General features: G+C 32.7%; 11 protein-coding genes. 6 read left to right on the top strand and 5 right to left on the bottom strand.

Annotated elements, in window-relative coordinates; translation table 11 throughout:
* Positions 1–8: 8 nt before the first annotated feature.
* The 3 genes from H9L18_RS00640 to H9L18_RS00630 all read right to left on the bottom strand — a co-directional run bounded on the left by H9L18_RS00640 (position 9) and on the right by H9L18_RS00630 (position 3,588).
* Positions 9–995 carry a polyprenyl synthetase family protein gene (locus tag H9L18_RS00640; RefSeq protein ID WP_126795862.1) on the bottom strand — a complete coding sequence of 329 codons (987 nt, stop codon included), beginning with the start codon at positions 993–995 and terminating at the stop codon, positions 9–11.
* Between the two features lie 28 nt (positions 996–1,023).
* The gene (locus H9L18_RS00635) at positions 1,024–1,548 is read right to left on the bottom strand and encodes a Gx transporter family protein (protein WP_126795864.1); all 525 of its coding nucleotides are present in this window, start codon (positions 1,546–1,548) and stop codon (positions 1,024–1,026) included.
* A gap of 102 nt (positions 1,549–1,650) precedes the next feature.
* Complete coding sequence (locus H9L18_RS00630) at positions 1,651–3,588, bottom strand: NAD(P)/FAD-dependent oxidoreductase (RefSeq protein WP_126795866.1); 1,938 nt, start codon at positions 3,586–3,588, stop codon at positions 1,651–1,653.
* 287 nt (positions 3,589–3,875) lie between these two features.
* On the opposite strand from H9L18_RS00630, the gene pplA reads away from it, so the two are divergent.
* The 3 genes from pplA to menA all read left to right on the top strand — a co-directional run bounded on the left by pplA (position 3,876) and on the right by menA (position 6,982).
* Positions 3,876–4,796 carry an extracellular electron transfer flavoprotein PplA gene (pplA, locus tag H9L18_RS00625; protein WP_126795868.1) on the top strand — a complete coding sequence of 307 codons (921 nt, stop codon included), beginning with the start codon at positions 3,876–3,878 and terminating at the stop codon, positions 4,794–4,796.
* A 119-nt stretch (positions 4,797–4,915) separates the two neighbouring features.
* Entirely contained in the window at positions 4,916–6,025 is a 1,110-nt protein-coding gene (locus H9L18_RS00620) for an FAD:protein FMN transferase (protein ID WP_376765024.1), read from the top strand.
* A gap of 15 nt (positions 6,026–6,040) precedes the next feature.
* On the top strand, positions 6,041–6,982 hold the full coding sequence (gene menA / locus H9L18_RS00615; protein WP_126795870.1) for a 1,4-dihydroxy-2-naphthoate polyprenyltransferase: 942 nt from the start codon (positions 6,041–6,043) through the stop codon (positions 6,980–6,982).
* Between the two features lie 45 nt (positions 6,983–7,027).
* Here the strand turns inward: menA and H9L18_RS00610 are convergent, their stop codons facing one another.
* On the bottom strand, positions 7,028–8,197 hold the full coding sequence (locus tag H9L18_RS00610) for an iron-containing alcohol dehydrogenase (protein WP_126795872.1): 1,170 nt from the start codon (positions 8,195–8,197) through the stop codon (positions 7,028–7,030).
* 65 nt (positions 8,198–8,262) lie between these two features.
* Positions 8,263–9,027: a DeoR/GlpR family DNA-binding transcription regulator gene (locus H9L18_RS00605; RefSeq protein ID WP_126795874.1), complete on the bottom strand. Its 765-nt coding sequence runs from the start codon at positions 9,025–9,027 to the stop codon at positions 8,263–8,265.
* 297 nt (positions 9,028–9,324) lie between these two features.
* Here H9L18_RS00605 and H9L18_RS00600 point away from each other — a divergent pair, with 297 nt between their 5' ends.
* The 3 genes from H9L18_RS00600 to H9L18_RS00590 are packed head-to-tail and all read left to right on the top strand — an operon-like array spanning position 9,325 to position 12,955.
* The gene (locus H9L18_RS00600; protein ID WP_126795876.1) at positions 9,325–10,677 is read left to right on the top strand and encodes a Na+/H+ antiporter NhaC family protein; all 1,353 of its coding nucleotides are present in this window, start codon (positions 9,325–9,327) and stop codon (positions 10,675–10,677) included.
* Position 10,678: 1 nt separating this feature from the next.
* Entirely contained in the window at positions 10,679–11,881 is a 1,203-nt protein-coding gene (gene mtnK / locus H9L18_RS00595) for an S-methyl-5-thioribose kinase (RefSeq protein ID WP_126795878.1), read from the top strand.
* Positions 11,882–11,902: 21 nt separating this feature from the next.
* The gene (locus tag H9L18_RS00590) at positions 11,903–12,955 is read left to right on the top strand and encodes a s-methyl-5-thioribose-1-phosphate isomerase (RefSeq protein ID WP_126795880.1); all 1,053 of its coding nucleotides are present in this window, start codon (positions 11,903–11,905) and stop codon (positions 12,953–12,955) included.
* Positions 12,956–12,963: the final 8 nt, after the last annotated feature.

Raw genomic sequence — 12,963 nt, 5'->3', positions numbered from 1 at the left:
AAAACTTTTTAATTTTCACGAGTTAAAATTTGTTTAGTAATATCAAAAATTGTTTGTTTCGTATTAGCTTTATTATTCGGTAGCTGTTGAATTAAATCTAAAGCTGTTTGTGTATAGTGATCAGCTAATTGATAGGCTTTTTCTACACCACCATAAGTAATAACACCTTCATGAATAACTCGAGTATCTTCATCTGTCATTTGATCTTTTTTTATTAAAATCGGTTCAAAGAAAGCTTTGTTTTCTTCTAAAGCACAAATGAGAGGTAGGCTATAAACACCTTGTTTGACATCTTCTAAAACAGGTTTACCAATTGTTTCTTCTGTTTGAGAGTAATCTAAAATATCATCAACAATTTGAAAAGCTAATCCAATTGATTTACCGATTTCACGGCAATTAGAAGCTAATTTAGTTGAACCACCATTTTCATAGCAGCCTAGAAAACAACTTAAAGCAAATAGTTCAGCTGTTTTTCCAGATATATTTTGAATATACTCATCAACTGTAATATCGATACGATAACGAGTATTCATTTGTCCCAGTTCTCCAAGAAGAACTTTTTCCATACTAGCTGTGTTTAGTTTGATACTTCTTAAAGAGTCTGTGTATTTAGCTAATAATTTAAAACAAACAATGAATAAATAATCACCAGAATAAACAGCGACATCTTTATCGAATTTAGTTTGAAGAGTAGTGACACCACGTCTTACCTCAGCTTCATCAATGATATCATCGTGAATAAGAGTTGCTGTATGAAGTGTTTCCATAGCAGCTGCAAGAGCAATGCTTTTCTTTTTATCTGTATTTTTTCCAAAAGCTGAGAATAAAAGAAGATAGGCTGGTCTTAGAAGTTTTCCACCAGAGTGAAACAACTCAATAATAGTTTGCTCAATTTCTTTATTAGGTAAATCAATTGAGGAAGACATTAAATCTAAGGTTTTAGCTAAATCTTTTTTTAATGTAGGATAATCATCCCACATGGAATGAATTTGCATGGGTAACCTCCTTTAAAAGGGCTATTGATTATTCGTAATCTAATTTGAATTCTTGAATTGTTTTGACATGTTCCATGACATAATTAGCTGCAATGCCAATAGCGATTCCTGCTAGAATACCAATCCAGGAGAGGACAGGTAAATAGAGCATAACATTCCACGACCTTGCAATCCAACTGGCGACGACTAATTGGCCGACATTATGTAAAAAGCCACCAAAAGCACTAATACCAATGGTACTAATTTTATTTGGTCCAAGTTGTTTCAATAAAAGCATCCCAAGGTAGCTAAGAATAGCACCGGCTGCACTATAAAGTAAAGTCGAAACAGTTCCACCTAGTAGAGTTGTTAGAAATAATCTAAGAATAACTAAGAGAAAACTGTCCTTTACAGGCATCGTAAAAATGGCGATGATGGTAATCAAATTAGCTAATCCAAGTTTAGCACCAGGAGCAAAAGCAAATGGAAATGGAATCATATTTTCGAGTAATCCAATAATAACTCCTTGGGCGACAAGTAAGGCTATATAGATTAATTTTTTATTTTTATTCATTGAAATCTCCTATCATATAGTGAGAATACTATCAATTAAAAAGGAAAGCAATATAAAAGAAAGTTCTAGAAGAGGTTTCTTCTAGAACTTTTAGTTTATTAGTTAAGCACTCTCACCGTATCGTGATTTAACATCACCATACCACCACTTGCCAGCAGTTTTCTGAATCCAAGGAATCACCCATTTATCTAAACCAAAGGCGCGTCCTGAACCATTCATCAGTGCAAAGGCTACAAATAAGAACCAAATGTTAACCCAGTAGAACATACCTGATAGACAGAACATAACAACTAAAACAATAGTAGCTGCATTAGCTAACCATGTAAATAAACCAGCAATAATCGCTAAGGCAATTAAAACTTCAACAATTGTCATGAATTTTTGCATGAATAAAGCAACGTCTTGGTTAGGCATAATAAATTCCATAAGAGAAGAGAACCATTTAGGCATAGATTTAAAGACTGTCATAGGTTCTTCACCGTAAGCATAGCTTAAACCAAATGTAGGATCAGCAACGGCTCCAGCTGCTGCGTCGGCTGCACCACTTGCTGCAGTTGTCGCTTCAGCTGCTTCACTTGCACCACTTGTTGCATCAGCTGCTTGTTGCAACCAAGGGAATGGGAAGACAACGTTATCTGTAAACCATGAACCTTCACCAAACCAAGTACCTGGTTGTAAAACTTTACCATTACCAACTATTTTTTTCATTGATTCAACTAACCAAACTGAACCATAGAAAACACGTAGAGGAACAGACCATAAAACGTTACTATTACGAGATGTATGTCCACGCATGACATTTCGTTGATCACCAATTCTGAAGAATTCGTGCATAATGTATTGGAACATATAGTAACCTGAGCGAATATCAAAGAAGTAACGTAAGTTAATGATATGTTTCATTAACATTGCGAAGAATCCACTCATGTGAATCTTATCAAAGACACAAGCTACAGCGTATTTAGAACCAATTGAAACCATGAAACCGTCATATTTACCTTTGTAAGCTTCTTTTTCAGTTCCATTGATTTCTGCTAAAATATTTTTTGCTGCACAATGACCAGTTTGTTCAGCGGCCTGAACAATTTGAGGTGTTGGCATGTTTTCTTTTTCTTCAAAGTAAACTAAATCTCCGATTACGTAGATTCCTTTATCTTCATAACCTTTAGCTTGCATGAATTCGTTAGCTACTAAACGAGCAGCACGAGCTGATTCCATTTCAAATTCTTCAGCGTCACTGTTAGCTTTAACACCAGCAGTCCAGATTAAAGTATGAGTTGGAATTGTTTCACCAGATTTAAGAACAATGTGATCATCAGCTACTTCAACGATTGGTGTATCTTTTAAGATTTTAACACCTTTTTTATTTAAATATTTTTCAGCTTTACCAGCGTCATTACGATCTAACATGTTTAAGATTGTAGGAGCTGCTTCAACGACCATTAAGTTAATTTCGCTTGGATCAAGTTTGTTTTTCTTAGCAATAATTGCTTTCCAGTCGATTAATTCTCCGACCATTTCGATTCCTGTGAATCCAGAACCACAGACAACAAAGTTTAACATTGCTTTGCGTTTTTCTGCATCTGGTTCCATAGCAGCTAAAGTAACTGTTTTTTCGATATGTTCACGGATTTTGATTGCGTCATCCATTGACCATAAAGTGAAACCATGTTCTTTAACACCAGGTGTTCCAAAGTCGTTAGGTTCTCCACCCATAGCTAGAACTAAATAATCAAATGAATAAGTGCCTTGTTCTGTTTTTACAACTTTGTTTTCTTTGTCAACGTTAACCACTGAGTCAGTGACGATGCTAACATTTTTTCTTTTACAGAATAATCTTTGTAAGTCATATTGGATTGCTTCAGGTTCAACACGCCCACCTGCAACTTCGTGTAACTCAGTCATCATTGTTTGGTATGAATGACGATCGATTAAAGTGATATGGATGTCGCTATTTTTCTTCAGCTTCTTAGATAACATTTTTGTAGCTGCTATCCCTGAATATCCAGCACCGACTACAACAATCTCTGTTTTAGCCATGATAAATTTCTCCCCTTTTCTTTAAGTAAAATATATGAAAATAAAATAATAAAATGATTACGTGAAAAAAAATACACAATCGTACTCATTATAAAGCCTCAAGTAAAAAAAGTCTAATTAAATTTAATTATTTCTTATAAAAAATGAGGAGAATCTTATCCTAATGCTAATTTGTGAAAAGTTGAATAAAAAGAGCAAAAAGAATTGCTTTTTAATCAAGAATAAGTTAGAATAAATCTGTAAATTAGTTCACATGATTAAAAAAATTAAAGGATGGTTTTATAATTATGAAAATGAAAAAATTAATTACTGGCGTAACTGTTTTAGCTATGTCAACTCTATTGTTAGCAGCTTGTGGCGGAAGTAAAGATAAAGATACAAAAGAATCAACAGCAGCATCTTCATCAGTTGCTAAAACAGATGAGAAAAAAGAAGAAGCACCTAAGAAACAAATCGCTGGTGGCGAACTTAAAGACGGCGAATATACATTAGAAGAAAAAAATGAAAATAACGATTACCGTGCAACATTTACAATGGTTGTAAAAGACGGTAAAATTACTGAATCTAAATATGATAACATCAACAAAGATGGTAAATCAAAAACAGAAGATAAAGATTACAACAAAGCTATGGAAGAAAAAGCAAAAACAAGCCCAGAGAAATTTATTCCTGAGTTAAATGAAGCTTTAGTAGCTGCACAATCTGCTGATGCTGTTGATGTAGTAACAGGAGCAACTCACTCTGCTGAATCATTTAAAAACTATGCACAACAATTAATCCAAGCTGCTCAAGCTGGAAAAACTGATAAAATCGAAATCGATAATGGTGCTAAATTAAAAGATGGTGACTACACATTAGAAGAAAAAAATGAATCTAATGGCTACCGTACAGTATTTACAATGGTTGTAAAAGACGGCAAAATTGCAGAATCTAAATATGATAACATCAACAAAGATGGAAAATCAAAAACAGAAGATGCAAAATACAACGATATGATGAAAGAACAAGCTAAAACAAATCCAGAAGCTTTCATCCCAGAATTAAACAAAGGTTTAGTTGAAAAACAAAAACCATCTGAAATGGATGTAGTAACAGGAGCAACTCACTCAACTCATTCATTCCAAATGTATGCTGAACAATTAATCAATGCTGCTGAAAAAGGCGACACTGCTAAAATTGAAGTAGACAACATTGTATTTGAAAAATAATCTCTAAATTTATAGAGTTGTGGCAAAAGCATTTTAACTTTTGTCACAACTCTTTTTTATTTGAAAAAAAGTGAAAATTATAGTTAAATGGGTTAGAAAATAAAATTGGGGGAAATAGGATGACATCACGTAATAAACGTTGGCTAGCATTTTTGTTAACACCCATGGCTGTGTTAATGTTAGCTTCATGTAGTACTGGCGAAAAAGATTCAAAAAATGTAGAGAAAAAAGCAAGTCAATCGACACTCTTAAAAGAACCATATAAAAAAGAAGAGTTTTTAATGGGAACTTATGTAAGAGTTCAGATTTTCGATGAAGGTAAAGAAGATGTTTTAGAAAAAACTTTTGATAGAATTAAAGAATTAGATAAGAAGATAACGGTTAATCAAAAAGGATCAGAGGTTGATGAAATTAATGATCAGGCAGGTATTAAACCGGTAAAAGTGTCTGATGATGTTTATCGTCTGACAGAAGATTCTCTTTATTATAGTAAAGATTCTAAAGGTGGTTTTGATTTAACGATTGGACCAATCACAGAATTATGGCATATCGGCTTTGATGACGCGAGAAAACCAGAGCAAAAAGAGATTGATGAACAATTAAAATTTGTTGATTATGAAAAAGTAAAACTAGATAAAAAAGAGAGTACTGTTTTCCTAGAAGAAAAAGGTATGCAATTAGATCTAGGTGCCATCGCTAAAGGATTTATCACAGATGAAGCAGTAAAAGTTTTAGAAGAGAATGGTGTCACCTCAGGAATTGTTGATTTAGGCGGGAATATTTATGTTTTAGGAGATAGTCCTAGAAGTAAAGATGGCGAGTGGAAAATCGGTATTCAAGATCCTAATGAAGCAAGAAATACTATTGCAGGATCTGTGAAGAAAAAAGACATGTCACTCGTAACGTCAGGTATTTATGAACGTAATTTAGAAGTAGATGGTAAACTATATCATCACTTATTTGATTCTAAAACAGGGTATCCTTTTGAAAATGAACTAGCAGGTGTAACGATTATTTCGGAAACGTCTGTTGCTGGTGACGGTCTTTCAACGGGAGTCTTTTCAATGGGTGTAAAAGATGGAATGAAATATGTTGAAGCCCGAGGTGATATCGAAGCTATTTTTATTACTAAAGATGATGATATCTATTTAAGTAGTGGTATTAAAGATAATTTTAAATTAAATGAAGACTCTCCTTATAAAGTAAAAGATATTAAAGAGCTAAAATAGGAGGAGAAGGATAGAATGACCATGAAAGTTTTTTTAGAGTTGGTGGAAATTAGAACAAAATTAGCTAGTCTTTTTCCTTTTTTAGTAGGGCTGTTATTTTCAGCATTTTACTTTGATCAAATCAATGCTCAAAACATGTTCCTATTTTTCTTAGCTATGTTGGTCTTTGATATGGCAACAACAGCAATTAATAACTTAATGGATTTTAAAAAGGCTAAAAATGACCATTATCAAGAAAACACTAATATAGTAGGAACAGCAAAATTAAGTGAAAAAAAAGTTAGTTTTTTGATTTACTCAATGATTACTTTTTCAAGTTTAATCGGAATTTATTTAACGTATCAGACGAGCTTATTGTTACTAGCTATGGGTGGACTATGTTTTTTAATTGGTATTTTTTATACGTTTGGACCAGTTCCTTTATCACGAATGCCATTAGGTGAAATTTTTAGTGGCGTGACAATGGGATTTGGTATATTCTTTATAACGATTTATTTAAACATTTCAGACTTAGGTGTTTTAAACTTAACTTTCATAGAAGGTAAGTTTCTGTTATATGGACAAATCAAAGAATTATTATCGATTGTCTGGGCATCTGTTCCGATGATTTTCACAATTGCCAACATTATGCTAGCTAATAATTTATGCGATTTAGAGCAGGATATTTCAAATCATCGTTATACTCTACCTTATTATATAGGAAGAGAAAATGGAGTGAAGCTATTTCAGTTTCTAATGTATAGTTGTTATTTCTTTATTATAGGTGGGGTTATTTTAGGCATTTACCACTGGGCAATGTTAATTGTTTGCTTAAGTTTTCCAATTATTCATAAAAATGTTCAAATTTTTAGTCAGAAACAAGAAAAAGCAACAACATTTGGTATTTCCATTAAAAATTTAATTATTTTTAATGGCGCTCAAGTTATTGGTTTGATAATGAGTTTAATTTTGAAATAAAAGAACTGGTCATATAAGCATTTACGCTTATATGACCAGCTTTTTTTATAGGGCTAATTCTAAAATATTAATAATGTCTTCAGAGTTAAGAGGCTTTAAGTGACCCACAGTTTGTGTGTCATCTTTTGTTGCTCGTTTAGCCATCTCTATAAAATGAGTGTTATCAATATCAAATTCACTTAAAGAACTTCTCATTCCCATTTGGTTGAAAAATTCTTTTGTTTTTTCAATACTCAGAGAAATAATCTCATCTTGTGTATAGGCAAAAGGATCGATGCCAAACACACGAACACCGTATTGAACAAAAATATCTGGATGGAATTGACTAACATAAGTCATCCATGCTGGGAAAATAACAGCCATTCCTTCCCCATGAACAATGCCGTACTGTCCACTTACTTCATGCTCGATTCTATGAGAAGCCCAATCTGGTTCACGTCCTAATTCTAGACTGTTGTTGTGGGCCATAGAAGCAGTCCACATAATTTCAGCTCGTAGCTCATAATTTTCTAAGTCATTGATTAAGTGATTACCATTGATAAGTAACGATTTTGCAGCTCCTTCTAAGAGAAAATCCGTTAAATTAACATTAGTAACACTTGTAAAATAGCGTTCTAAAAGATGAGTTAGGATATCTGAAACACCTACACCTGTGTGGTATTTAGGTAATTTCAATGTGTATTCAGGATTTAAAATAGAAAACTTAGGAATAATCAAATTAGTTTCAACACCTAATTTGTGTTTTTCTTTGGAGACAATAGTTGCATTAGACATTTCAGAACCAGAAGAGGCAACTGTTGCGATCACGCCAATTGGTAGTGCTTGTGTTACTTCTTCTTTTCCTAAAAAGAAATCCCAAGTATCACCCTCATATAAAGCACCAAAAGCCAAAGCCTTAGCCGTATCAATGACACTACCGCCTCCAACAGCTAAAATAAAATCAATCTTATTTTCTGTTACTTCTTTTTCTAATCGCTGAATAAGACTCAATTCAGGGTTAGGTACAACATCCCCATTTTTAAATAACTGGATATCAAATTTTTGACATTCTTCTTCAATGGTTTGGTAAATGCCTAAATCGAAAATATAATCGCCACTATATAACACTAAAACATTGTTTGTTTGAGTGTACGTGCTGATTAATTCCCCAACTTTTTTCTCTTCGCCTTTTCCAAAATAAATATTTGCTGGGTTGTGATAATTAAAATTTAACATATGAATCAATCTCCCTTATAAATGTTAGTTAGTTGGAAGAAATACATTTAATAAAGGATAAGTTATTAATATATTAATCGAATGTTTGCTTCTTCAAAGAAAGAAAGCCATTCGTCATTAATCGGTTGTTGATCAGTGATAACAGTTTGAATCTTCGAAAAGTCAGAAATCAAATGAATTGTTCTAAAATCAAATTTAGTATGATCCACTACTAGAATAGTTTGTTTAGATTGAATCATAAATTGTTTTCTAACAAGAGATTCTACTTCACTATTATCAGTTGGACCAATCCCAAGAGAAAGACCAGAACTACTGATAAAGGATTTATCAATTAAATACCTAGCAATATCAGATTGAGCGTTTGCTCCAACAAAAGAATGAGAAACACGTCTGAAATTTCCCCCAATCCCGATTAAATCGATACGAGGGTTTCCTTTTAAACAATTGAAAATATCAAGAGAATTAGTAATGACAGTTATTTTTAACTGTGTATCTAATAGTTGATTAGCAATAGCAAGACAAGTTGTAGAGCTATCTAAAGCAATAGAATCGCTATCTTCAATTAAATCAATTGCTAGTTTAGCCATCACTTCTTTTTCTTCCATATACATGGATTCTCTTAGAGGAACAGGCACTTCTTTATCCTTGATGTTAGGCATAAAAGCTCCACCACGAACACGTTTTAGTTTTTTTTCGTTTTCTAAAGTATCTAAATCTTTTCTGATTGTTTCTTCTGTAACGCCTAGCATTAGACTTAAATCAGTTACTTTCACACTACCATTTTTTTCTAATAAAGTTAGAATTGCGTTTAATCTATCGTATTTTATCATGTTTATATCTTTCCTTACTTTAAGGGTTTTCGATACTCTTATCTTAACAAAAATAAAAAAAAAGTAAAGATTAAAAAGAAATATAACAGAAATTATCGAAGAAAAACAAAGAATAATATTTTAATTTCTTTTGAAATTCTTCGAAAGGTCTTGTTTTTCTTTTTTTATTTAGTTATAATCCAATTAGTTGGAAGCGAATACATTTATTTCTTAAGGGGGATGAGTTAAAAAAATCGTATTCTATTAAGCTTTTGTTGTAAAAATTTTAAATTTACAGAAATGGGGAAAAGTAAAAAAATGGAAAAGAAGAAAAAAGGGCACTTTATGGGGATGGTCCCACTTATTATCTTTTTAATTTTGTACATGGCAACAGGTTTAATTTCAGGAAGTTTTGAGAATATGCCATTAATGGTAGGTATCTTAATTGCATCGGCAATTGCTTTATTAATGAATAACAAAGATAAACCTTCTACTTTTGAAGAGCGTGTCATGATGTTTTGTAAAGGTGGAGGCGATTCTGGTTTAATGTTGATGGTGGTTATTTTTATTTTAGCCGGCGCTTTTTACGGAGTAGCTAATGGAATGAAAGCCGTAGATTCTATTACTAACTTGGGACTAAGTGTTTTACCGTCAAACTTAATTTTACCTGGTTTATTCATTATTGGTTGTATTTTAAGTTTTGCGATGGGAACTTCTATGGGAACAGTAGCAGCACTTGCTCCTATTGCGATTGATATTGCTGAAAAAACAGGCAGCAATGTCGCTTTAGTTTGTGGTATTGTTGTTGGGGGAGCAATGTTTGGAGATAATTTATCTTTTATCTCAGATACAACGATTGCTGCAACAAGAAGCCAAGGGGTTTCAATGAAAGACAAATTTAGAGCTAATATATTAATGGTTTTACCAGCAGTTGTTATTAATTTGATTTTACTAGCCTTACAACCAATTGACGCGACTGCTCTTTCAACAGCAACACATGAATATAACCTAGTTAATATCATTCCTTATCTTTTAGTTATTATTCTTTCATTAGTTGGTGTTCAAGTATTACTTGTAATGGTAGCAGGTGTCTTGTCTGGTATGGTAATTGGTTTAATTCATGGAGATTTCAATATCATTGAATTTATGAAAATTGCCCATGACGGTATGAAGGGCATGGAAGATATGGCGATTATCGCTATCTTAGTAGGTGGTTTAGTTGCTTTAATGAATTATTTAGGAGGTATTGATTGGTTACTAGAATTATTAACTAAGAATACAAAGAGTGCTCGTGGTGGAGAGTTATCAATTGCAGCGCTTGTTAGTTTGATGGATATTGCAACAACAAATAATACGATTTCAATTATTGCTGCAGGTCCTTTAGCTAAAGATATTTCAGAAGAATTTGATATTTCACCAGCTAGAACAGCTAGTTTACTAGATATTTTCTCTTCAGCCTTCAATGGATTACTACCTTATGCAGGTCAACTTCTAGTTATTGGTGGAATGGCAGGTGTATCACCTGTTAGTGTAATGCCGTATAATTGGTATTCTATTTTAATGATTGTTATCAGTTTAATTTCAATTGCGATTGGTTTTCCGAAAGGGAAATTATCAGACCATAAAAAAAGTATTGCAAGTCAAGCTGTTGTAGCAGAAGGAGAAGCTTAACATGGAAAAATTTAATACGCATTTTTTAATGTCTCACGAAGAAGTTAAAGAGTATGTTACTCAAAAATTGAATTTATTTTCAGCAGATGCTGAATTAGAAATTAAAGAAGTAGGAGATGGCAATATTAACTATGTTTTTATTGTTGAAGAAATTGCCACTAAAAAAAGTGTTGTTGTTAAACAAGCAGACGTCCTTTTAAGATCTTCAGGTAGACCGTTAGATATTAATAGAAATAAAATTGAAGCAGATATTTTAAAAATTCAATACGATTTAGTACCAGAATTTATTCCAGAAATTTATCATTACGATGAAAAAATGGCAGCTTTAACAATGGAAGATATTTCAATTTATAAAAATCTTCGTTATGAATTAGAAGAGAAAAGAACATTTCCTAAATTAGCGGATGAAATTAGTACATTTTTAGTCGAAACACTTTTATCAACAACAGATCTAGTTTGGGATAGAAAAGATAAAAAAACACAAGTGAAAAACTTTGTTAATATTGATATGTGTGATATTAGTGAAGATTTAGTTTTTACGGAACCTTATAATGACTATAAAAAACAAAATATTATTATTGAAGAAAATCAATCGTTTGTCGAAACATTTATCTATCATAATGAAGCTTTATTAGCAGAAGTTGCAACTCTAAGAAATAATTACATGAATAATGCCCAAGCACTTGTTCATGGGGACTTACATTCTGGTTCTATTTTTGTTAATCAAGATGGTATGAAAGTGATTGATCCAGAGTTCGCCTTTTATGGGCCAATGGGCTACGATATTGGGAATGTTATTGGTAATCTGTTTTTCCCATTAGCTAAAAATGAGTTTTTCGATCAAGATGCAACATTTAGTGAGTGGTTGATGGCAACAATTGAAGCTATTTATAATCAAGTTAACGAAAAAATGGTAAAAGCTTATGAAGAAAAAGTGACATTATCTATCTATCAGACAGACGCTTTTAAAACTAAATTTATCAAAGACATTATGGCAGATACATTGGGATATGCGGGGACAGAAATTATTCGACGCGTTATTGGGGATTCTAAAGTTAAAGAAGTATCAAACGCGCCATTAGGTCAAGAACGTGTAGCGATGGAAAGATGTTTACTAAAATTAGGAATTGATTTAATTCTTCATCGAAATGAGTTTCGTTCAGGAGAAGAGTTAGTTCGTGCTTTTAAATTAGCAAAAGCATAATAATGAAGGGGAAGAAAAATAATGCAAAGAGCCGATTATAATATGCCTTTTCTTTTACAATATGAAAATGTTGCATGGTATGAAGAAGGAAAAGTAAGAATTTTAGATAGACGAATTTATCCAACATCAATTGAATTTGTGGAATGTACTACTCATCAAGAGGTAGCTCAAGCTATTACAGATATGGTCACTCAAAGTGCAGGACCATATACAGCAGCTGGCATGGGAATGGCATTAGCGGCTTTTGAAGCAAAAGACTTAGATTCGGCTGCTCAAATTGACTTTCTAAAAAAAGCAGCTCATACAATAGGTTATGCTCGTCCAACAACAGCTAATCGAATGACTCAAATTACGAATAATTGTTATGAAGTCGGAAAAGTAGCTATTGAAAATGGAGAATCAGCGATAGAAAAAATTGTTGAAACGACAATTGATTCTTTGAATCGCCGTTATACGATTATGGATAAAGTAGGCAGAACGTTACTGAAAAAAATTCCTAAAAAGGGGAAAATATTAACACAATGTTTTGGTGAAACGATTGTGGGTACTCTTTTAAGAGCCGCTAAAGAAGAAAATTATGAATTAGAAGTTTATTGTGCGGAAACGAGACCTTATTTACAAGGTGCTCGTTTAACATCAAGTTGTGCAGCAGATTTAGGCTTTAAAACAACGGTTATTACTGATAATATGGTAGCTTATGTTATGGAAACAAAAGGAATTGATGTCTTTACTTCAGCTGCAGACTCAATTGCAAGAGATGGACATATTGCTAATAAAATTGGGACTAATCAAATTGCAATTGTCGCGCAACATTATGAAGTACCTTATTTTGTAACAGGTATTCCAGATAGTGATAAGATGGGGCGAGAAGATATTGTGATTGAAGAGCGTGATCCAAAACAAGTATTAGAATATCGCGGTATTCCTAACACACTACCAAGTGTAGAAGGAATTTATCCATCATTTGATATTACAGCCCCTTCAAGAATTAGTGGGATTGTAACAGATAAAGGTATTTACTCACCTTATGATTTAGAAGAGTATTTTGAATTAGAGCAAACACGTTTTTATTAAAATAAATA

Source organism: Vagococcus carniphilus (assembly GCF_014397115.1).
In the GTDB taxonomy this organism is placed as follows: Bacteria; Bacillota; Bacilli; order Lactobacillales; family Vagococcaceae; genus Vagococcus; species Vagococcus carniphilus.
Note: the sequence above shows the minus strand (reverse complement) of the source record. Positions and strands in the feature narration are given on the sequence as shown.